This window comes from Streptomyces sp. NPDC029151, assembly GCF_055564315.1.
In genome coordinates this window covers 939,677-959,578 of the sequence record NZ_JBVHWQ010000001.1, presented here as the reverse complement: position 1 = coordinate 959,578, position 19,902 = coordinate 939,677, and the positions used below count along the sequence as shown (strand labels likewise).

The 19,902-nt window shown below is 74.3% G+C and carries 19 protein-coding genes and 1 pseudogene; 10 read left to right on the top strand and 10 right to left on the bottom strand.

The genetic code is table 11. The features are described from left to right. The first annotated feature begins 106 nt into the window (after positions 1-106). The 4 genes and pseudogenes from ACZ4VF_RS03695 to ACZ4VF_RS03680 all read left to right on the top strand — a co-directional run. The gene (locus tag ACZ4VF_RS03695) at positions 107-505 is read left to right on the top strand and encodes a 6-pyruvoyl trahydropterin synthase family protein (RefSeq protein ID WP_467922931.1); all 399 of its coding nucleotides are present in this window, start codon (positions 107-109) and stop codon (positions 503-505) included. Next, positions 502-1,683, top strand: a complete 1,182-nt coding sequence (locus ACZ4VF_RS03690; RefSeq protein WP_467922930.1) for a glycosyltransferase family 4 protein — start codon at positions 502-504, stop codon at positions 1,681-1,683. Before ACZ4VF_RS03695 ends, ACZ4VF_RS03690 begins: the two co-directional genes overlap by 4 nt. After that, positions 1,680-2,759 carry a class I SAM-dependent methyltransferase gene (locus tag ACZ4VF_RS03685; protein WP_467922929.1) on the top strand — a complete coding sequence of 360 codons (1,080 nt, stop codon included), beginning with the start codon at positions 1,680-1,682 and terminating at the stop codon, positions 2,757-2,759. The genes ACZ4VF_RS03690 and ACZ4VF_RS03685 overlap by 4 nt, the downstream gene beginning before the upstream one ends. Further along, positions 2,756-3,691, top strand: a pseudogene (locus ACZ4VF_RS03680) (lysylphosphatidylglycerol synthase transmembrane domain-containing protein); the annotation flags it as partial. The gene ACZ4VF_RS03685 and the pseudogene ACZ4VF_RS03680, both read left to right, overlap by 4 nt. 218 nt (positions 3,692-3,909) lie before the next feature. Here the strand turns inward: ACZ4VF_RS03680 and ACZ4VF_RS03675 are convergent. Next, positions 3,910-4,683 carry a creatininase family protein gene (locus tag ACZ4VF_RS03675; RefSeq protein WP_467922927.1) on the bottom strand — a complete coding sequence of 258 codons (774 nt, stop codon included), beginning with the start codon at positions 4,681-4,683 and terminating at the stop codon, positions 3,910-3,912. A gap of 38 nt (positions 4,684-4,721) precedes the next feature. Here ACZ4VF_RS03675 and ribA point away from each other — a divergent pair, with 38 nt between their 5' ends. From ribA to ACZ4VF_RS03655, 4 genes are all read left to right on the top strand, one after another. Continuing rightward, the gene (gene ribA, locus ACZ4VF_RS03670) at positions 4,722-5,393 is read left to right on the top strand and encodes a GTP cyclohydrolase II (protein WP_467922926.1); all 672 of its coding nucleotides are present in this window, start codon (positions 4,722-4,724) and stop codon (positions 5,391-5,393) included. 79 nt (positions 5,394-5,472) lie between these two features. Beyond that, positions 5,473-6,618 carry an NAD(P)/FAD-dependent oxidoreductase gene (locus ACZ4VF_RS03665; RefSeq protein ID WP_467922925.1) on the top strand — a complete coding sequence of 382 codons (1,146 nt, stop codon included), beginning with the start codon at positions 5,473-5,475 and terminating at the stop codon, positions 6,616-6,618. Further along, a complete protein-coding gene (locus ACZ4VF_RS03660) occupies positions 6,615-7,673 on the top strand; it encodes a saccharopine dehydrogenase (protein WP_467922924.1) in 1,059 nt (352 codons plus the stop codon). The genes ACZ4VF_RS03665 and ACZ4VF_RS03660 overlap by 4 nt, the downstream gene beginning before the upstream one ends. Further along, positions 7,670-8,824 carry a saccharopine dehydrogenase family protein gene (locus ACZ4VF_RS03655; RefSeq protein ID WP_467922922.1) on the top strand — a complete coding sequence of 385 codons (1,155 nt, stop codon included), beginning with the start codon at positions 7,670-7,672 and terminating at the stop codon, positions 8,822-8,824. Before ACZ4VF_RS03660 ends, ACZ4VF_RS03655 begins: the two co-directional genes overlap by 4 nt. Here ACZ4VF_RS03655 and ACZ4VF_RS03650 read toward each other — a convergent pair. From ACZ4VF_RS03650 to ACZ4VF_RS03640, 3 genes are all read right to left on the bottom strand, one after another. Beyond that, entirely contained in the window at positions 8,802-10,061 is a 1,260-nt protein-coding gene (locus ACZ4VF_RS03650; RefSeq protein WP_467922921.1) for a serine hydrolase domain-containing protein, read from the bottom strand. The two genes, ACZ4VF_RS03655 and ACZ4VF_RS03650, sit on opposite strands and share 23 nt — an antisense overlap. Before the next feature lie 202 nt (positions 10,062-10,263). Further along, positions 10,264-11,616: an MFS transporter gene (locus ACZ4VF_RS03645; RefSeq protein ID WP_467922919.1), complete on the bottom strand. Its 1,353-nt coding sequence runs from the start codon at positions 11,614-11,616 to the stop codon at positions 10,264-10,266. Continuing rightward, positions 11,613-12,197: a TetR/AcrR family transcriptional regulator gene (locus tag ACZ4VF_RS03640; protein WP_467922918.1), complete on the bottom strand. Its 585-nt coding sequence runs from the start codon at positions 12,195-12,197 to the stop codon at positions 11,613-11,615. Before ACZ4VF_RS03640 ends, ACZ4VF_RS03645 begins: the two co-directional genes overlap by 4 nt. An 88-nt stretch (positions 12,198-12,285) precedes the next feature. On the opposite strand from ACZ4VF_RS03640, the gene ACZ4VF_RS03635 reads away from it, so the two are divergent. Continuing rightward, a complete protein-coding gene (locus ACZ4VF_RS03635; RefSeq protein WP_467922917.1) occupies positions 12,286-12,726 on the top strand; it encodes a PPOX class F420-dependent oxidoreductase in 441 nt (146 codons plus the stop codon). A gap of 61 nt (positions 12,727-12,787) precedes the next feature. Here the strand turns inward: ACZ4VF_RS03635 and ACZ4VF_RS03630 are convergent, their stop codons facing one another. Next, complete coding sequence (locus ACZ4VF_RS03630) at positions 12,788-13,666, bottom strand: NAD(P)-dependent oxidoreductase (protein ID WP_467922916.1); 879 nt, start codon at positions 13,664-13,666, stop codon at positions 12,788-12,790. Between the two features lie 102 nt (positions 13,667-13,768). Here ACZ4VF_RS03630 and ACZ4VF_RS03625 point away from each other — a divergent pair, with 102 nt between their 5' ends. Next, entirely contained in the window at positions 13,769-14,356 is a 588-nt protein-coding gene (locus tag ACZ4VF_RS03625; RefSeq protein ID WP_467922914.1) for an LmrA/YxaF family transcription factor, read from the top strand. Between the two features lie 29 nt (positions 14,357-14,385). Here ACZ4VF_RS03625 and ACZ4VF_RS03620 read toward each other — a convergent pair whose 3' ends face one another. From ACZ4VF_RS03620 to pgi, 5 genes are all read right to left on the bottom strand, one after another. Then, positions 14,386-15,051 carry a TetR/AcrR family transcriptional regulator gene (locus ACZ4VF_RS03620; RefSeq protein ID WP_467922913.1) on the bottom strand — a complete coding sequence of 222 codons (666 nt, stop codon included), beginning with the start codon at positions 15,049-15,051 and terminating at the stop codon, positions 14,386-14,388. A 91-nt stretch (positions 15,052-15,142) separates the two neighbouring features. Continuing rightward, positions 15,143-16,606: a membrane-associated oxidoreductase gene (locus ACZ4VF_RS03615; protein WP_467922912.1), complete on the bottom strand. Its 1,464-nt coding sequence runs from the start codon at positions 16,604-16,606 to the stop codon at positions 15,143-15,145. Between the two features lie 161 nt (positions 16,607-16,767). After that, positions 16,768-17,361 (bottom strand): histidine phosphatase family protein, encoded by a 594-nt coding sequence (locus tag ACZ4VF_RS03610; protein ID WP_467922911.1) that lies wholly within the window; start codon positions 17,359-17,361, stop codon positions 16,768-16,770. 6 nt (positions 17,362-17,367) lie between these two features. Then, a complete protein-coding gene (gene gnd / locus ACZ4VF_RS03605; RefSeq protein ID WP_467922909.1) occupies positions 17,368-18,246 on the bottom strand; it encodes a phosphogluconate dehydrogenase (NAD(+)-dependent, decarboxylating) in 879 nt (292 codons plus the stop codon). 2 nt (positions 18,247-18,248) lie between these two features. Next, positions 18,249-19,901 (bottom strand): glucose-6-phosphate isomerase, encoded by a 1,653-nt coding sequence (pgi, locus tag ACZ4VF_RS03600; protein ID WP_467922908.1) that lies wholly within the window; start codon positions 19,899-19,901, stop codon positions 18,249-18,251. Between the last annotated feature and the right edge of the window lies 1 nt (position 19,902).

Here is a 19,902-nt window from a genome sequence, read left to right as displayed (position 1 = left end):
GAGTGAGGAACCGCTGAACACGGGGAAGCGAAGAGCCGTACTACACGGCATCCCCCGGCGGGCAAGGGCGGGGGGACCAGACGCGCCGCACCTGGAGGGTCGTCCGTTGTTCAGCATCACCGTCCGCGATCACATCATGATCGCCCACAGCTTCCGCGGCGAGGTCTTCGGGCCCGCGCAGCGCCTGCACGGCGCCACGTTCCTCGTGGACGCCACCTTCCGCCGCGAGCAGCTGGACGAGGACAACATCGTGGTCGACATCGGCCTGGCCACGCAGGAACTGCGCACCATCACCGCGGAGCTGAACTACCGCAACCTCGACGACGACCCCGACTTCCAGGGCGTCAACACCTCCACCGAGTTCCTGGCCAAGGTCATCGCCGACCGGCTCGCCGAGCGGATCGCCAAGGGCGGCCTGGGCGAGGGCGCCAAGGGCCTCGCCGGGATCACCGTCACGCTCCACGAGTCGCACATCGCCTGGGCGAGTTACGAGCGTGACCTGTGACCGACCTGACCGTGGAGCGGGCCCGCCTCACCTACGTGCCCGCGCAGCCCACCGCCGCCGACACCGCCGGAATCATCCCCATGTCCCTGCGCACCGTGCACTTCGTGATGCCGGGCGGCGTGGACGACCCGGCCGCGCCCAGCGGCGGCAACGCCTACGACCGCCGGGTCTGCCTGGACCTGCCCGGCTTCGGCTGGCAGGTCACCCGGCACGCCGTACCCGGCAGCTGGCCGCGCCCGGACGCCGCCGCCCGCGAGGCGCTCGCCCGCACACTGCGGGACCTCCCGGACGACACGGTGGTCCTCCTCGACGGGCTCGTCGCCTGCGGGGTGCCGGAGACCGTCGTCCCCGAGGCACAGCGCCTGCGCCTCGCCGTCCTCGTCCACCTCCCCCTCGGCGACGAGACCGGCCTGGACCCGGCCGTCGCCGCCGACCTGGACGGCCGCGAGCGGGCGGTGCTGCGGGCGGCGGGAGCGGTCGTCGCCACCAGCGACTGGGCGGTCCGCCGGCTCGTATCCCACCACGGCCTCGCCCCCGACCGGGTGCACGTCGCCGCGCCCGGCGCCGACATCGCGCCCCTCGCCCCCGGCACCGACGGCGTCTCGCGGCTGCTGTGCGTGGCCGCCGTGACCCCGCGCAAGGGCCAGCACCGGCTGGTGGAGGCGCTCGCGACCGTCCGGGACCTGCCGTGGACCTGCGAGTGCGTCGGCGGCCTCGCCCACGACCCCGCGTACGTCGCCCACCTGCGGGAGCTCATCGCCCGGTACGGTCTCGCCGACCGCCTGCACCTGACCGGCCCGCGTTCCGGAGCCGCGCTCGACGCCTCCTACGCCGCGGCCGACCTGATGGTCCTCACCTCCTACGCCGAGACCTACGGCATGGCGGTCACCGAGGCCCTCGCCCGCGGCATCCCGGTCCTCGCCACCGACGTCGGCGGTCTGCCGGAGGCGGTCGGCCGCGCACCGGACGGCGGGGTGCCCGGCATCCTCGTCCCGCCGGAGGACCCCGCCGCGCTCGCCGCCGAACTGCGCGGCTGGTTCGGCGAACCCGACGTACGCCGCCGCCTCAAGGCGGCGGCCCGCGGCCGGCGCGCCGCGCTCGACGGCTGGGCGACCACCGCCCGCAGTCTCGCGGGAGTCCTCGGACGGCTCCCGGAACCACCGAGGAGGGCGGCATGAGCGGCGTGCGGGAAGAAGAGGCGGTGCCGGTACGGTCCGGCTCGCAGGGGCTGATCCCGGCTCAGCCGGGGCCCGGCGCGGGCGAGTCGCGCCGAACGGAGGAGCCGGCTGTGGACACAGAGGGTGCGGAGCCTCCCGGCGGGGCGAGCGACGGCGCCGCCGACTCCGTCATCGCCGGCGCCGGGCCCGTGGCCCGCCCCGGCGAGCGGGCCACCGTACGGCTGCGGGACGGTGACCCTGAGGACGGGCCGCGGTACGCGCCCGAGTGGCTCCAGCTGCGGGAAGGCGCCGACGCGGCGGCCCGCGCGCCGGAACTGCTCGACCCCCTGCGGATCCGGCTGGCCAACCTGCCGGGACGGGCGGGCGGACTCGCCGTGCACGACCTGGGCTGCGGCACCGGCTCGATGGGCCGCTGGCTGGCGCCCCGCCTGGACGGCGCCCAGCACTGGGTGCTGCACGACCGCGACCCCTACCTGCTGCACTTCGCCGCCGTGGCCTCCCCGCGCTCCGCCGCCGACGGCAGCCGCGTCACGGTCGAGACCCGGCGCGGTGACGTCGCCCGGCTCACCCCGGACGCGCTGTCCGGGGCCGCGCTGGTGACCGCCTCGGCGCTGCTCGACGTCCTCACCCGGGAGGAGATCGAGGCCCTGGCGGACGCCTGCACGGGCGCCGGCTGCCCGGCCCTGCTCACCCTCTCCGTCGCGGGGCGCGTCGAACTCGCCCCCGGCGACCCGCTGGACGCCGAGATCGCCGAGGCGTTCAACGCCCACCAGCGGCGCTCCGGGCTGCTCGGCCCGGACGCGGTCACCGTGGCCTGCGAGGCGTTCGCCGAGCGGGGGGCGACGGTCCACGTGCGCCCGAGTCCGTGGCGGCTCGGTCCGGCGGAGGCCGCACTGACCGAGCAGTGGCTGCGCGGCTGGGTGGGCGCGGCCGTCGAGCAGCGCCCGGAACTGCGGGACCGGGCCGAGCGGTACCTGCGCGACCGGCTCGCCGCCTGCGCGGCCGGCACGCTGCGGGTCACCGTCCACCACAGCGACCTGCTGGCCCTGCCCCGGCCGACGGACGGAGCGGCATGAGCACGAGGGCGGCCCCGCGCACCGACACCGTGACGGCCGCCTGCCCGGCACCCGCGCCGGGGCCCGGCGCGGCCCGGCCCCCAGGCGCCACACCCTCCGCGCCCCGCCGCCCGGACTCCCGCGCCCTGCGCACCCACGTCGGCACCGCCGTCGGTGTCGTCATCCTCGGAGCCCTGCTGTGGCGGCTCGGCACCGGGCCGCTGCTGGACGGGCTGCGGCGGATCGACACCGCCGCGGTGCTGGCCGCGGTGGGGATCGGCGCGGTCACCACCGTGTGCAGCGCGTGGCGCTGGCAGCTGGTGGCGCGGGGCCTGGGGCTGAGGCTGCCACTGGGTCCCGCCGTCGCCGACTACTACCGTGCGCTCTTCCTGAACGCGGCCCTGCCCGGCGGGATCCTGGGCGATGTGCACCGGGCGGTCCGGCACGGGCAGAGCGCCGGTGACGTGCGGCGCGGGGTGAAGGCGGTGGTCCTGGAGCGGGTCGCGGGACAGATCGCGCTGGCCGTGGCCGGCGGGTTGCTGCTGCTGACCCTGCCGTCTCCGGTGCGCGCCGAGGTCCGCGGCTTCGCCCCGCTGGTCGCCCTGGCGGTCGTCGGGGCGCTCGCCGTCGTCCTCGCCGTCCGGATGAACCGCCCGCGCGACCGCGGTCGCGTCGGTGCCCTGCGCCGGACGCTCGGCGAGGCCCGTGCGGGTCTCGCGTCCTCCGGGAGCGGGCCGGGTGTCGCGCTGTCCTCCGCGATCGTGCTGGCCGGTCACCTGGCCACGTTCGTCGTGGCGGCCCGGGTCGCCGGCTCGGCCGCCCCGGTCGAGGTGCTGCTGCCGCTCGCGGTGCTCGCCCTGCTGGCCATGGGCCTGCCGCTGAACGTCGGGGGCTTCGGGCCCCGCGAGGGCGTCACCGCCTGGGCGTTCGGCGCGGCGGGACTCGGCGCGGACCGTGGTGTCGCGGTCGCCGTCGTCTACGGCGTCCTGAGCTTCGTGGCGAGCCTGCCGGGCGCCGCCGTGCTGCTCCGCCGCCGGCACCCGGCCCCGCGCACCGGCGGCACCACCACCGGGCGCCCCGCCCTTCCCCCCGACGACCGCCCGACGCCCGGTGACCGCCCGTCGGCCGGGGCCGCCCCCACGGGTCCCGGCCGGCAGGCGGTCGTACCGGACTACTCCGGCTCGGCGGCCCGGGTGAGCAGGGCGAGATACGGCGCGAAGGATTCCGTCAGGCTCGCCAGCAGTTCCTTTCCCTTTTCCGCCGAACCCAGGGAAGGGCGGCCGATGACACCCGATTCGGTATAGGCGGACATTCCCAGCGTGAGCAGATGACGACGGTCGTCGGCGGTGAAATCGGCGGACTGGTGACCAGGGCGGACGAATTCGGGGTGAGCGTGCAGAAGAATCGAGGTCTCGATTTCTCCCGCGTGCATGTCGGTGAGCAGCGAGGTGACCACCCCGGCCCGTTCCCGCGCCGTCTCCCAGTCCTCGGCGGCCGGGAACAGCGCCATCCGCTCACCGCGCGCGGAGGCCTCCTGGACGACGTTGCCCAGCACGTAGTTGCCGCCGTGCCCGTTGACCACCACCAGGGCGTCCACGCCCGAGCGGCGCAGCGACGCCGCGATGTCCGAGACCACCGCGTGCAGGGTCACGGCGGAGATGCTGACGGTCCCCGGCCAGGCCGCGTGCTCGTGCGAGCAGGAGACCGTCAGCGGAGGAAGGAGGTGCACCGGGTACGCGGCGGCCAGCTCCCGCGCCACGGCGCAGGCCACCAGTGTGTCGGTGACCAGCGGAAGGTACGGACCGTGCTGCTCGAAGCTCCCGACGGGAAGGACGGCGACCTGTGCTGACACGCCCGCCCCCCGGGTCCGTACGTCCTCGGTGGTGTCCGTCGGCAGTACGCCGCTCACCACCCCGTACGCCGCCCGCGTGTCCGAACCACTCATCTTTTCACGGCCTTTCGTCTCTGCTTAGGAATCAGATCATGACAGAAAACACCGGCTCGAACCTCGGCGTTCTCGGCAAGAAGTCCCCGCGGCGTTCGGGTGCGGAACGCGTAGTGAATGCACCGCTGCCCACCGTGTACGGCAAATTCCAGGCGGTCGGTTACCTGGACCACGACCGCGGTGACGAGCAAGTGGCCCTGGTGTACGGCGAGATCGGCTCCGAGAACGTGTTGGTCCGGCTGCACTCGGAGTGCCTGACCGGGGACGCGTTCGGCTCCCGGCACTGCGAGTGCGGTGACCAGCTGGAGGCCGCGATGCGCGCCGTGGTCGCCGAAGGCAGCGGCATCGTCGTCTACTTGAGAGGGCACGAGGGCCGCGGCATCGGGCTGCTCGCCAAGCTGCGCGCGATGGCGCTGCAGGCGGAAGGCCTGGACACCGTGGAGGCGAACCTCGCCCTGGGCCTGCCGGTCGACGCCCGCGACTACGGCGTGGCCGCCGAGATCCTGCGCGACCTCGGGGTGCGCTCGGTGCGTCTGATGTCCAACAACCCGCGCAAGCGGGAGGCGCTGGTCCGGCACGGCGTCCAGGTCGCCGAGCAGGTGCCGCTGCTGATCGAGCCGTGCGAGAGCAACATCACGTACCTGCGGACCAAGCGGGAGCGGATGGACCACCACCTGCCGCACCTGGACGCCGTCGCCCACGGCTCCTGAACACCGGTCGCCGGTTCGACGGGCGCGGTTCCGGAAAGGATCCGGCGACAGGCGCGCGGCGCGGTGAGGGAGGCGGCGGGTGAACCTTCGGGCCGAGGTGGTCATCGTCGGCGGCGGGGTGATGGGCACGAGCATCGCCTGGCACCTGGCGCGCGCCGGAGTGCGGGACGTCGTCCTCGTCGAACGCGACGAACTCGCCGCCGGCTCGACCTCCAAGGCGGCCGGCGGCGTGCGGGCGCAGTTCTCCGACGAGCTGAACATCCGGCTCGGCGCCCGCAGCCTGGAGGCGTTCGCCCGGTTCGAGGAGGAGGTCGGGCAGGACATCGGGCTGCACCGGACCGGCTACCTGTTCCTGCTTTCCACACCGGAGCAGGTGGCCTCCTTCGAGGCGGGCGTCCGGCTGCAGAACTCCCTCGGCGTGCCCAGCCGCCTCGTCACCCCTCAGGAGGCCCGCCGGCTCTCCCCGCTGATCCGCACCGACGGCCTGCTGGCCGCCGCGTACTCCCCGGACGACGGCCACTGCACCCCCGAGGCCGTCGTCCACGGCTACGCGCGTGCCGCCCGCGCCCACGGCGTCCGCATCCTGCGCCACACCGAGGTCACCGGCATCGAACGGCACGGCGACACCATCACCGCGGTCAGGACGACCCTCGGCCGGATCGGGACGGGCACGGTGATCTGCGCGGCCGGCGCCTGGTCCCAAGCGGTCGGCGCGATGGCGGGCGTGGACCTGCCGGTACGGCCGCTGCGCCGGCAGATCGCCGTCACCGCACCGGTGCCGGGCCTGCCACCCGCGCTGCCCATGACCATCGACTTCACCACCAGCCTCTACTTCCACCGCGAGGGCCCCGGCCTGCTGCTCGGCATGTCCGACCCGGACGAGCGGCCGGGCTTCGCCACCGACACCCACGACCGCTGGATCCCGCGGCTCGCCGAGGCGATGGGGCGGCGCGCCCCGGCCCTGCTGGAGCTGCGCCGCACCGGCGGCTGGGCCGGCCTGTACGAGAACACCCCCGACCACAACGCGCTCATCGGCGAGGCCGCTTCCGTCTCCCGTTTCCTGTACGCGACCGGCTTCTCCGGGCACGGCTTCCTCCAGGGGCCCGCCGTCGGCGAGGTGATCCGCGACCTGTACCTCGGCCGCGTACCCTTCCTGGACATCAGCCCGCTGAGCGCCGGCCGGTTCGCGGCCGACGCCCCGCGCCCGGAGGCCAACCTCGTATGACCGAGCTGCACCTGTGGCTGCGCCACGAGCCCCGTACCACCGAACGGCGCACGCCGGTCGTGCCCGCCGACGCCCGCCGGCTGGTCGAGAGCGGGGTGACACTGACCGTCGAGGAGTCCCCGCAGCGGATCTTCCCGCTGGAGGAGTACGAGGCGGCCGGCTGCCGCCGTGCCCCGGCCGGCTCCTGGGTGACGGCACCCCGGGACGCCGTGATCCTCGGCCTGAAGGAACTCCCGGACGAACCGTCCGAGTTGCCGCACCGGCACATCTTCTTCGGGCACGCCTACAAGCGGCAGCCGGGCGCAGCCGAGCTGCTGCGCCGGTTCGCGGCCGGCGGCGGGGCGCTGCTGGACCTGGAGTACCTGGTGGACGAGGCCGGCCGCCGGCTGGCCGCCTTCGGCTTCTGGGCGGGCTATCTGGGCGCCGCCCTCGCCGTGCTCCAGCACCGGGGCCGGCTGGGGGTCCCGCTCACGCCCACGGCGAAGGACGACCTGGACGCCGTACTGCGGCCCGGGTCCGGGGACACGGAGTTCACCGCGCTGGTCGTCGGCGCCCTCGGCCGCAGCGGGCGGGGCGCCTTGGCCGCGTTCCGCACCGCGGGCGCCGAGCCGACCGGCTGGGACCTCGCGGAGACCCGCGACCTGGACCGGGAGGCCCTGCTCGGGCACGACGTGATGGTCAACGCGGTCCTCGCCACCAGCCTGGTCCCGCCGTTCCTGCGCGAGGAGGACCTCGACTCCCCGGCCCGCCGGCTGCGCACCCTGTGCGACGTCACCTGTGACGTCGGATCCCCGTTCAACGTCCTGCCGGTCTACGACCGTACGACGGACTGGACCGAGCCCGTCCGCCGACTGCGCGAGGAGCCCCCGCTGGACCTGATCGCCATCGACAACCTGCCGTCGCTGCTGCCCCGGGAGTCCAGCACCGACTTCTCCGCGGCCCTGCTGCCGCAGCTGCTCGCCTTCGGCCCGGGCGGCGCCTGGGGCCGCTGTCTCGACCGGTTCCACCAGGCCTGCCGTGAACTCGGCATCACGCTAGGGGAGTTGCCGTCATGACCGATCGTGTCCCGGCGAGCGGAACCGTCCACTGGGTCGGTGCCGGACTGTCCACCGGCAGCGGTCTCGCCGCCCTGTGCCGTACGGCCGGCCGGGTGCTGCTGTGGCACCGCACCGGGGAGCGCGCGGCCGAGGCGCTGGCCGGCCTGGGTCTGACGGGGCACGCCGAGCCCCGCGCCCTCGCGCCGGGCGCCCTCGCCGCCGCGCTGGAGCCCGGGGACGTCGTCGTGTCGATGCTGCCGGCGCCGGAGCACGCCGGGCTGCTCGCCGCGTGCGTGCGGGCCGGGGCGCACTTCGCCTGCTCCAGCTATGTGTCCCCGGAGGTGCAGGCGTGGGTGCCGGCGGCGCGCGAGGCGGGCGTGGTCGTGCTCGCCGAGGCCGGCCTGGACCCGGGCATCGACCACCTCTTCGCGCACAGCCTCGTCGGCCGGGCCCGGGCGCGCATCGGCGAGCACACCCCGGCCGCCTACCGGCTCACCTCCTACTGCGGCGGCGTCCCGGCCGAGCCGAACGACTTCCGCTACCGCTTCAGCTGGGCCCCGCTCGGCGTGCTGAACGCCCTGCGCTCGCCCGCGCGCTACCTGGAGGACGGCACCGAGACCACCGCCCGGCGGCCCTGGGAGGCGACCCGGCCGCTGGTCCTGGACGGCGAGACCTTCGAGGCGTACCCCAACCGCGACAGCATCCCCTTCATCGGCCAGTACGGACTGCCCGACGCCTGGACCCCGCGCACCTTCGTACGGGGCACCCTGCGGCTGGACGGCTGGCTGAAGGCCTGGCAGCCGGTCTTCGAGGAGCTGACGGCCGGCGACGACGAGCGGATCGCCGCGCTGGCCCGGGAACTGGCGGCGGCCCACCCGACCACGGAGGGCGACCGCGACCGGGTGGTGCTCTCCGTCGCCCTGGAGGTCGACACCGGCCAAGGCCGCCCCTGGGCCGGCGCCTACCTGCTGGACCTGACCGGAGAGTCCGGGGAGTCCGCGATGGCCCGCTGCGTCTCCCGCCCGCTCGCCCTGGGCGTCCGCCACATCCTGGACGGCAGTCTGCCGGCCGGGCTGCACCGGGCGGCGGAGAGCGCCCAGCGCGCCGACCGCTGGCTGGCCGAACTCGCCGACGAGGGAATGGAGTTCACGCTGACCCTCCGGCAGTAGCCGGCCGGGCGGGCCGGTCCGGCACCGCCGCGTGTACCAGGCGCCGCAGCTCGGGGAAGACCTTCAGGTTCTTCGGGCGTACCTGGGTCATGAACTGCACGGTCAGGTCGTGGACCGGGTCGACCCAGAACGCGGTGGTGGCCACCCCGGTCCAGCCGTAGGTGCCGGGGTGGGAGGGGGCCAGGGTGCGCGCGGGATCGATGACGACGGAGACGTTGAAGCCGAAGCCGAGGCCGTCCATGGCCGGTTCCCGGTGGGCCGGGGCGCCGAAGGAGCGGATGGTGGCCCCGCCCGGCAGCTGGTTCCGGGTCATCAGCGCGTGGGTCTGCGGCGCCAGCAGGCGTACGCCGTCCAGCTCGCCGCCCCGGCGCAGCAGCTCCATGAACCGGTGGACGTCGTGGGCGGAGGAGACCAGGCCGCCGCTGCCGGAGAGGAACCGCGGCCGGCCGTGCACCGGCAGACCCGGCACCGGCTCGATCCCGCCCTCCTCCGTCTCGCCGTACAACTCGGCCAGCCGGGGCGCCTGTCCGGGCGTGACGTGGAAGCCGGTGTCGGTCATGCCGAGCGGGCCGAGGATCCGCTCGGCGAAGAACGCGTCCAGGGGCTGCCCGGAGACCACCTCGATCACCCGGCCCAGCACGTTGGAGGCGACCGAGTAGTTCCACTGGGTGCCCGGGTCGAACTGCAGCGGCAGGCGCGCGTAGGAGTCGACGGTCTCCGCGAGGTCCTTGCCCGGCGGCACCGAGTACTCCAGGCCCGCCTCGCGGTAGAGCGCGTCCACGGGGTGGCAGTGGTAGAAGCCGAAGGTCAGGCCCGCGGTGTGGGTGAGCAGGTGCCGGATCAGGATCGGGCCGGCGGCCGGGCGGGTGCGTACGCCGGCGCCCTCACCGCCGTCGTACACGCGGGGGCCGGCGAAGGCGGGCAGATGGCGGTCGAGCGGGTCGTCCAGGGACAGCCGGCCCTCCTCCGCCAGCAGCAGCACCGCCACCGCGGTGACCGGCTTGGTCATCGAGTAGATCCGCCACAGCGTGTCCGCCTCGACCGGCAGCCCGGCCGCCACGTCACGCAGCCCGTACGTGGTCAGGTGCGCGACCCGGCCGCCGCGGGCCACGGACACCAGGTAGCCCGGAAGCCGGCCCGCGTCGACGTGCTCGGCGAAGCGCCGGTCCAGCCGGTCCAGCGCCTCGGCGTCCAGCCCGGCCTCCGCCGGTTCCACGTCCTGTCGCAACTGTGCCATCGCTCTCCTCCGGTCCCGTCGTCCCCGGCGCGCCCCGGATCGGCGCCGGTCCGCTCCCGGATCTCATCGTCGCGCAGGACCACCTGCCCGGGCGGGTTCATCCGGGGTGGGTGTGATCGACACGACGCCGGCCCGGTGCAGACGGGACCGCCGGCCGTCGTGTGCCGGGGGAGTGGTGCGCGGCCGGTCCGCGCAGCGCGTCCTACAGCCCGGCGGGTTCGGCCGCGCGGACGCGTTCGCCGGGGGTGTGGGTGGACGGCGTGGTGTCCGCCGGTCCCGGCAGCGCGCGGCTCGCGGGCACGGCGAGGGCCGCCACGGCCGCCAGGGTGAGCAGGGCGGGTCCGGTGCCCGCGGTCAGCAGCGCGGTCGCCCCGGCCACGCCGACGGCCGGGCCGATGTTCAGCGCGGTCTGCTGCAGGCCGCCCGCGACCCCGGCCACCGTCACCTCCGCCCGCCGTACGATCACCTGGGTGGCCGCCACCATCACCGTGCCGAAACCGGCGCCCAGCAGCGCGAACCCGCAGCCCAGGCCGGGCGCCGAGGTGGTCCCGGACAGGACGAGCACACCGAGCGCGAGTGCCGCCGTCGCCCCCGCCGTCGTCACCCGCGCACCGCACCGGCGCAGCAGTGCGGGGCACAGCGCCGCCGACGCCACCATGAGCACCGCGAGCGGCAGGCTGCGCAGGGCGCTGTGGAACGGGTCGAGGCCGAGGCGGCGCTGGAGGACGTACGTGGCGACGAACAGCGTGCCGAACAGGGAAGCGGAGACGGCGACCAGGATGCCGAGCGCGGCCCCGACCGCACGCGAGCCGATCACCTCGGGCGGCAGCAGCGGGCTCGCCGTGCGCCGCTCGTGCCGGACGAGCAGCGCCGCCGCCACCACGGACACGGCGAGGCCCGCGGCGGAGACGGGCCGGGCCGTGACCGCGTACACCAGGCCGGCCAGTGCCACCGCGAGCAGGACGGCACCCGGCGGGTCCAGTGGGGCGGGCCGGGCGGGCGCCGTGCGGGTCCCGGGCCGCAGCAGGGCCGGCAGGCCGAAGGCGAGAGCGGGCGGCACGTTGAGGAAGAACACCGCCCGCCAGCCGAACCCGGTCACCAGGGCCCCGCCCACCAGGGGACCCGCGGCCGCCGCCAGCCCGATCGCGGCGGTCCGCACGGCCAGGGGAGAGGCGAGCCGGTCCGGCGGGTACGCGGCCCGCAGCATGCCCAGCGTGGCCGGCTGCAACAGGGCCCCGAACACCCCCTGCACCGCCCGCAGTCCGATCACCCAGCCCACCGCGGGAGCCAGGCCGATCCCGACCGAGGCGGCGCCGAAGCCCAGCATGCCGAGCCCGAACACCCGTCGCTGGCCGTACCGGTCACCGAGCCGCCCCGCGAACACCAGCAGGCTCGCCACCGCGACGAGATAGGCGGTACTGGTCCACTGCACCTCGGCGAACGACGCGTGCACCTCCCGTTGCAGGCTGGGCTGCGCGACCGTGAGGACCGTGCCGTCCAGCGCGACGGCCACCGCGCCCGCCACGCTGCTCGCCAGCGTCCAGGGCCGGTTCACCGGCCGCCACCCGGTTCGCCCAGGTGCGCGGTCAGGACGGCGTCCAGCAGCGGACCGATGTCCTCCTCGTCCAGGGCGAGCTGCAGGCTGCGCCGGCGCCACAGCTGGGCCGTTCCGTGCAGGTTCGCCCACAGGGCGGCCGCCGCCCGCCGGGCGTCGGCACCGGGATCCGCAGCGCCGATCAGCTCGCCGAGCAGGCGGAACAGCGGAAGGCTCGTGTCCCTCAGCCCCAGGCGCCCGCTCTCCAGCAGGTCATGACGGAACATCAGCTCGTACATGCCGGGCTGCTCCAGCGCGAACTCCACGTACGTCCGCGCCAGCGCGGCCACCTGGGCGCGGGGACCGCCCGTCTCCCGCTCCAGCGCCGCGTGCGCCCGCCCGGCCAGCTCGGCGAAGCCCCGCCGGGCGATGGCGGAGAGCAGTTCGAGGTGGGTGGGGAAGTGGCGGCGCGGCGCCCCGTGCGAGACGCCCGCGCGCCGGGCGATCTCCCGCAGGGTCAGCGCCTGTGCGCCTTCCGTGGCCAGCAGCTCCACGCCCACGTCGATCAGGCGGACCCGCAGGCCCGCGTCGGGATCAGTCATGGACACTGTCTACCAGGGGTGCGTAGACAGTGTCTACTGAACGCCTCGGCTCTGGAATGCGCGCACCCCTCCGTGAGTTGACCCGGATATGACTCAGGACTCCACACAGGACGCGCTGCTCGGCCTGCTCTCCGAAGGCCACGCCGGCGTGCTCGTCACCCTCCGCCGGGACGGCCGCCCCCAGCTGTCCAACGTCAGCCACGCCTACCACCCCGGGGAGCGGGTCATCCGGATCTCGGTGACGGACGACCGCGCCAAGACCCGCAACCTGCTCCGGGACCCGCGCGCCTCGTACCACGTCACCAGCGAGGACCGCTGGGCGTACACCGTCGCCGAGGGCACCGCGGAGCTCACCCCGGTCGCCGCCGACCCGCACGACGACACCGTGGAGGAGCTGATCCGGCTCTACCGGGACGTGCTGGGCGAACACCCGGACTGGGACGACTACCGGGCCGCGATGGTCCGCGACCGCCGCCTGGTGGTACGGCTGCACGTCGAACGGGCGTACGGCATCCCGCGGAAGGACTGACCCGGTAGGGCGGAGACCCGCACGGCGGCGGGTGCAGGGACGGGCCGCGGCGGCGGCCCGCTCACGGCGCCTCGGCGGTCCGCGCCTCGATCGCCCGCAGGACGGCCACCATGTCCTCGCCGCCGTGGCCGCGCGCCACCGTCTCCTCGAACAGGGTGTGGCACACGTCGAGCAGCGGCGAGGCGAGGCGGGCCTTGCGGGCCGCCTCGGCGATCAGCCGGTTGTTCTTCAGCACGTCCAGCGCCGCCGCCTGCACCGCGAAGTCGCGCTCCCGCAGCTTCGGCGCCTTCATCCGGGACACCGCGCTGGCCATCGGGCCCGCGTCCAGGACGTCCAGGAAGAGCCGGCGGTCCAGGCCCTGCCGCTCGGCGAAGTGGAAGGCCTCGGTCAGGCCGGTCACCTGGGTGATCAGGAAGATGTTCACCGCCAGCTTCATCAGCAGCGCGCCGGGCACCGCACCGCACCCGAACACCTCACGGCACATCGGCGCGAGCAGCGGCCGTACGGCGGCGGCGGCCGCCTCCTCCCCGGCGAGCATGGCCACCAGCTGCCCCTGCTCCGCCGGGACCCGCGACCCGGAGACGGGCGCCTCGGCGTACCGGCCGCCGGCGGCGCGGACGTCGGCCTCCAGGGCGTGGGAGTACTCCGGGGAGGTCGTGCCCATGTGCACCACGGTCCGGCCCGCGACCCGCGCGGCCAGTCCGGGCGTGCCCCGGCCGAGCACCGCGTCCACCGCCGCCTCGTCGGCGAGCATGAGCAGCACCACCTCCGCCCGCGCGAACACCTCACCGGGGTCCGCGGCCACCTCGGCGCCCACCGCGCGCAGCGGCTCGGCGCGCTCCGGGGTCCGGTTCCAGACCACCAGAGGGGTGCCGGCGGACGCCAGGCGCAGGGCCATGGGCCGGCCCATCACTCCGAGACCGATGAATCCGACGTGCATGGCAGGCCGCCCTCCGCGCCACGGGTGACTATGACACCGGTCATAGTAGCCGCTGCTATGACGGTGGTCATAGAGTGACGGCGGAGGAACGGAGGTCGGCAGATGACCGAGGCACGGCGCGGACCGCGGGAGCGGATGGTGTTCAGCGCGGCCCAGCTCATCCGGCGCAACGGGGTCACCGCGACGGGCATGCGTGAGGTCGCCGCGCACGCGGACGCACCGCGCGGCTCCCTCCAGCACTACTTCCCGGGCGGCAAGGAGCAGCTGGTCAACGAGGCGGTGGAGTGGGCCGGCCGGTACGCCGGCAGACGTGTCGCCCGCTTCCTGGCGGGCCTCGAACGCCCCACGCCGAGCGGCCTGTTCGCGGCGATGGCCGCCCAGTGGACCGACGAGTACGCGGCGGACGGCTTCACGGCCGGGTGCCCGGTCGCCGCCGCCACGGTCGACTGCGCCACCGGCGACTCCACCCGGGAGGCGGCGGCCGCCGCGTTCACGACCTGGCGGGCACCGGTCGCCGAGGCGCTGACGGGCATGGGCGTCCCCGCGGACCGCGCCGGCTCCCTGGCCACCCTCATGATCAGCACCCTGGAGGGCGCCATCCTGATGGCACGCGCGGAACGGGACGTACGGCCGCTCACCACGGCGGTACGGGAACTCGGCCCGCTGCTGGACGCCGCCGTACGCCCCTGAACACCGTGGACAGCCCGCGCGTGGACCCGTCAGCCGGCGGTCCGCTCGGCCGTCAGGCAGGCGATCACCATGTCCCCGAGCATGGTCCGGTAGTGCTCGCGCCGGGCCGGGTCGAGCAGGTCCCGGCCGAACAGGGCGCCGAAGGTGTGGCGGTTGGCGACCCGGAAGAAGCAGAACGAGCTGATCACCGCGTGCAGGTCGACCGCGTCCACGTCGGCCGTGAACACCCCCGACTCCTGCCCCGCGGCGAGGATCCGGCGGATCACGTCCAGCGCCGGGGAGCCGATCCGGCCGAGCTTCCCGGAGGCCGCGATGTGCTCGGCGCCGTGGATGTTCTCGATGCCGACCAGCCGGATGAAGTCCGGGTGCCGCTCGTGGTGGTCGAAGGTCAGCTCCGCCAGCCGCCGGATCGCGGCCACCGGGTCCAGGTGGTCGACGTCCAGCTCCTGCTCGGCGGCCCGGATCACGCCGTAGGCCCGCTCCAGCACGGCCGTGAACAGCTGCTCCTTGCCGCCGAAGTAGTAGTAGATCATCCGCTTCGTGGTGCGGGTGCGGGCGGCGATCTCGTCGACCCGGGCGCCGTCGTAGCCGGCCCGGGCGAACTCCTGGGTGGCCACGTCGAGGATCTCGGCCTTGGTGCGGGCGGCGTCGCGCACCCGCCCGCCGGGTCGCACCGGTTCTTCGACGCTGGTCATCGCTGTCCTTCGGGCCCGTGAGGCGCCGGGGCGGCGCGCTCGTTCGCGTGCCGGTGATTGTAGAAGCAGGGCGCCGGCGCGCCCGCCGTGCTCACTGTCGGCTGACCGTGCGGGTGACGCCCGCGATCACCGTCGTGGCCAGGATCCAGCCGGTGAGGACGAGCACGTAGGCGAGGGCCTGGTAGCCGCCGCTCGGTGCGAACGCGTCCTCCTGCCCGAAGGAGATCACCGGCAGGAGCAGGTCGAGCGTGTAGAACACCGGGTGGAACGGCGGCGCCTCGCCCGCCTTCAGCGGCCGCGGATGGTGCAGCGCGAACGCGACGGACCCGATCGCCAGCAGCGACAGCAGCCACCCGGCGGCCCGCATCGGCCGGAAGCCGTAGCCCACCGTGACGTCCTGCACCAGCCCCCACAGCCGGCCGTACCACGGGAGCGTGTTCCGGTGCCGGCGCTGCTTGGCGAGCTGCACCAGCCGGGCCGCGTGGTCGTCGCCGACCCGGCGGTAGGCGGCCGTCAACTGCTCGTAGGAGTGCGGGACATAGCCGTCGCGCTGGCGCTCCAGCATGGGCAGCCGCCGCTCGGCCGGCTCGTGCGGGACGAGCGAGGTGTACGTCAGGTCGCCGATCAGCACCTCCTCCGGCAGCGAGTCCGGCTCCAGGAACAGCACGTCCAGCTGGGCGCGGCGCAGGTTGAGCGTGCCCTCCATGGGCGGCGCCTTGCGCAGCCACAGCTCCCCGACGGACGTACTGCTGGCCTGCAGCGCCGAACCGCCGGGATGCGACAGGAGGGCGTACGACAGGTCGAGCCGGCCGGTGATCCGGGCCCCGCGCAGGCCTATCCAGCCGTGCACCTCGGCGTGCCGGAGCAGCATGTCGCCCCCGACGGTGAACGTCTGCGCGTCGAGCGCGGCGCCCCCGGGATTGCCGAGCCGTGCGTCGCTGAGGTTGAGCGACCCGGCGACGGTCGCGCCGTTGAGCCGTATCTGCCCCTGGGTGCGCAGGCCCGGCGCCGACAGGTCGGCCCCGACGGAGGCCTGGTTGAGCTGGAGCACCGGCACCTCGGTGCCGGGGGCGGCCACCTGGGCGCTCTCCATGTAGAGACTGCCGGCGATGCGGGCGCCGCCCAGCCGCACGGTGCCGGTGAACCGGGTGCGGGTCATGCGCAGGACGCCGTCGATGTGCGTGGCGTGCGCGACCAGCCCGGGCAGGACGGACTCGCTGAGGTTGAGTTCGCGCAGCCGGGCGGCGTAGCACCGCGGGGCCTCGTCGAAGTGGCAGTGCCGCAGCCGTACCGCGTGGTCGGTCGTCGCGTGCTGCAGGTCGAGCCCGCCGGTGATCCGGGCGCCCGCCACACTGAGCGACGGCACCTCCCCTTCCTCCCGGGGCCCGTCGAGCAGCAGGGCGCGCAACACCCGGGCCCGCAGGGTCCGTTCGGCGCCCCAGTCGCCCCCGTCCGCGGGGTCCTCGTCGGGTGACTCCCGGAAGTCCACGGTCTCCCCGCGCGCGAACGCCCGCCACACCCGTGCCTCGGCCGCCGTCAGCTCGTCGATCTCCACCAGCGGGACTCTCACCCGAGGGGGAAGCGGCTGTCAATCCGGGACGGGGGCGTCAACCGGCCGTCTTCCCGGCCGCGTTGTACCCGTCCCCCTGGTGGCGTCGAACGCGTGCGCCCCGGTCCGCCGGGGGCGGCGGGCCGGGGCACACGGGTGGTGAGGTGTTACGGCCGGACGTTCCACTCCGCGATCACCGGGCGGTCGTGTTCCGTCGACAGCCGGCTGACCGTGCCGGTGTCCAGCCGGAACAGCCGGCCCTCGGCGGGCGGCAGGCCCAGCCGGCGGGCGGTGAGCACGCGCAGGAAGTGGGCGTGGGCGACGAGGACCACGTCGCCGGCGTCCTCGGCGAGGGCCGCGTCGACCCGGGCCAGGACCCGGTCGGCGCGGGCGCCCACCTCCTGCGGTGACTCGCCCGGGTGCCCCTCGGGGCCGGGCGGCACCCCGTCGGTCCACAGGTCCCAGCCGGGCCGGGTGCGGTGGATCCGGGCGGTGGTGACGCCCTCGTAGCCGCCGTAGTCCCACTCGTGCAGGTCGGGGTCGGGTACGACCCCGGGTATGCCCGCCAGTTCGGCGGTGCGCAGCGCGCGGCTCAGTGGGCTGGCCAGCGCGCGGGCGTAGGTCCGGCCGGTGAGGAGCGGGGCGAGGGACTTGGCCTGTTCCTCGCCGTGCCCCGTGAGGGGCAGGTCGGTCCAGCTCGTGTGCTGTCCCGACCGGCTCCACTCCGTCTCACCGTGGCGGACCAGCAGGAGGTCCCCCACGGCGGGTCAGTCCTTCTTCTCGACCGCGTGGCCGCCGAACTGGTTGCGCAGCGCGGCGATCATCTTCATCTGCGGGGAGTCGTCCTGGCGGGAGGCGAACCGCGCGAAGAGCGACGCGGTGATCGCCGGGAGCGGGACGGCGTTGTCGATGGCCGCCTCCACGGTCCAGCGGCCCTCGCCGGAGTCCTCCGCGTAGCCGCGCAGCTTGTCCAGGTGCTCGTCGTCGTCCAGGGCGTTGACCGCGAGGTCGAGCAGCCAGGAGCGGATGACGGTGCCCTCCTGCCAGGAGCGGAAGACCTCGCGGACGTTGTCCACGGACTTGACCTTCTCCAGCAGCTCCCAGCCCTCGGCGTAGGCCTGCATCATGGCGTACTCGATGCCGTTGTGGACCATCTTGGAGAAGTGCCCGGCGCCGACCCGGCCCGCGTGGACGTAGCCGTACGGGCCCTCCGGCTTGAGCGCGTCGAAGATCGGCTTGACCCGCTGCACGTGCTCCTTGTCGCCGCCGACCATGAGCGCGTAGCCGTTCTTCAGCCCCCACACGCCGCCGGAGACACCGGCGTCCACGAAGCCGATGCCCTTCACGCCGAGTTCCGCGGCGTGCTTCTCGTCGTCCGTCCAGCGGGAGTTGCCGCCGTCGACCACCGTGTCGCCCTCGGACAGCAGGTCCTTGAGCTCGTCGATGACGCCCTGGGTGGCGGTGCCGGCCGGGACCATCACCCACACCGTGCGGGGGGCGTCCAGCTTCTCGACCAGTTCGGCCAGGCTCTTGACGTCGGAGACCTCCGGGTTGCGGTCGTAGCCGATGACGGTGTGGCCGGCGCGGCGGATGCGCTCGCGCATGTTGCCGCCCATCTTGCCGAGACCGATGAGACCGAGCTGCATGATCAGTTCTCCGATGCGTTCTTGAGAGTGCGGTAAGCGGCGACGAGGGCCGTGGTGGACGGGTCGAGACCGGGCACGTCGGCGCCCTCGGTGAGCGCGGGCTCGACGCGCTTGGCGAGGACCTTGCCCAGCTCCACGCCCCATTGGTCGAAGGAGTCGATGTTCCACACCGCGCCCTGGACGAACACCTTGTGCTCGTAGAGGGCGATGAGCTGGCCGAGCACCGACGGGGTCAGTTCGCGGGCGAGGATCGTGGTGGTGGGGTGGCCGCCGCGGAAGGTGCGGTGCGCGACCTGCTCCTCGGCCACGCCCTCCGCGCGGACCTCCTCGGCGGTCTTGCCGAAGGCGAGCGCCTGGGTCTGGGCGAAGAAGTTGGCCATCAACAGGTCGTGCTGGGCCTTGAGCTCCTCGCTCAGCTCGCCGACCGGGCGGGCGAAGCCGATGAAGTCGGCCGGGATCAGCTTGGTGCCCTGGTGGATCAACTGGTAGTAGGCGTGCTGGCCGTTGGTGCCCGGGGTGCCCCAGACGACCGGGCCGGTCTGCCACTCCACCGGCCGGCCGTCCCGCTGCACCGACTTGCCGTTGGACTCCATGTCCAGCTGCTGGAGGTAGGCGGTGAACTTCGACAGGTAGTGCGAGTACGGCAGCACCGCGTGGGTCTGCGCGTCGTGGAAGTTGTCGTACCAGATGCCCAGCAGGCCCAGCAGCAGGGGCGCGTTGGCCTCGGCGGGCGCGGTGCGGAAGTGGTCGTCGACGATCCGGAAACCGTCGAGCATCTCGCGGAAGCGGTCCGGGCCGACGGCGATCATCAGGGACAGGCCGATCGCGGAGTCGTACGAGTACCGGCCGCCGACCCAGTCCCAGAACTCGAACATGTTGTCCGGGTCGATGCCGAACCCGGTGACCTTCTCCGCGTTCGTGGACAGCGCCACGAAGTGCTTGGCCACGGCCTTGTCGTCGCCGTCGAAGGCCTTCAGCAGCCACGAGCGGGCCGCGGTCGCGTTGGTGATCGTCTCGATCGTGGTGAACGTCTTGGACGCCACGATGAACAGCGTCTCGGCCGGATCCAGGTCGCGGGTCGCCTCGTGCAGATCGGAGCCGTCCACGTTCGAGACGAACCGGAACGTCAACTCCCGCGCGGTGTACGGGCGCAGCGCCTCGTAGGCCATCGCGGGGCCGAGGTCGGAGCCGCCGATGCCGATGTTGACGACGTTGCGGATCCGCCTGCCGGTGTGGCCGGTCCACTCGCCGGAGCGGACGCGCTCGGCGAAGTCGCTCATCTTGTCGAGCACGGCGTGCACCTTCGGCACCACGTTCTCGCCGTCGACCTCGACCACCGCGTCCCGGGAGGCGCGCAGCGCGGTGTGCAGCACGGCCCGGTTCTCGGTGACGTTGATCCGCTCCCCGCGGAACATGGCGTCCCGCAGCGCGAACACGCCGGTGGCGGCGGCGAGTTCCTGGAGCAGGGCCAGGGTCTCGTCGGTGATCAGCTGCTTGCTGTAGTCGATGTGCAGGTCGCCGACCCGCACGACGTACCGCTCGGCGCGGCCGGGGTCCGCCGCGAACAGCTCGCGCAGGTGCGGCTGGTCCTGGGCGCGGTGGTCGGCGAGGGCCGTCCACTCGGGCCGCTGGGTGAGCTTCGGGTACTCGGCCATC

Coding starts and splice junctions, on each gene's coding strand:
- ACZ4VF_RS03685 (WP_467922929.1), top strand. CDS start 1,680: ATGAGCGGCGTGCGGGAAGAAGAGGCGGTGCCGGTACGGTCCGGCTCG.
- ACZ4VF_RS03675 (WP_467922927.1), bottom strand. CDS start 4,683: ATGAGTGGTTCGGACACGCGGGCGGCGTACGGGGTGGTGAGCGGCGTA.
- ribA (WP_467922926.1), top strand. CDS start 4,722: ATGACAGAAAACACCGGCTCGAACCTCGGCGTTCTCGGCAAGAAGTCC.
- ACZ4VF_RS03660 (WP_467922924.1), top strand. CDS start 6,615: ATGACCGAGCTGCACCTGTGGCTGCGCCACGAGCCCCGTACCACCGAA.
- ACZ4VF_RS03655 (WP_467922922.1), top strand. CDS start 7,670: ATGACCGATCGTGTCCCGGCGAGCGGAACCGTCCACTGGGTCGGTGCC.
- ACZ4VF_RS03650 (WP_467922921.1), bottom strand. CDS start 10,061: ATGGCACAGTTGCGACAGGACGTGGAACCGGCGGAGGCCGGGCTGGAC.
- ACZ4VF_RS03640 (WP_467922918.1), bottom strand. CDS start 12,197: ATGACTGATCCCGACGCGGGCCTGCGGGTCCGCCTGATCGACGTGGGC.
- ACZ4VF_RS03635 (WP_467922917.1), top strand. CDS start 12,286: ATGACTCAGGACTCCACACAGGACGCGCTGCTCGGCCTGCTCTCCGAA.
- ACZ4VF_RS03630 (WP_467922916.1), bottom strand. CDS start 13,666: ATGCACGTCGGATTCATCGGTCTCGGAGTGATGGGCCGGCCCATGGCC.
- ACZ4VF_RS03625 (WP_467922914.1), top strand. CDS start 13,769: ATGACCGAGGCACGGCGCGGACCGCGGGAGCGGATGGTGTTCAGCGCG.
- ACZ4VF_RS03620 (WP_467922913.1), bottom strand. CDS start 15,051: ATGACCAGCGTCGAAGAACCGGTGCGACCCGGCGGGCGGGTGCGCGAC.
- gnd (WP_467922909.1), bottom strand. CDS start 18,246: ATGCAGCTCGGTCTCATCGGTCTCGGCAAGATGGGCGGCAACATGCGC.
- pgi (WP_467922908.1), bottom strand. CDS start 19,901: ATGGCCGAGTACCCGAAGCTCACCCAGCGGCCCGAGTGGACGGCCCTC.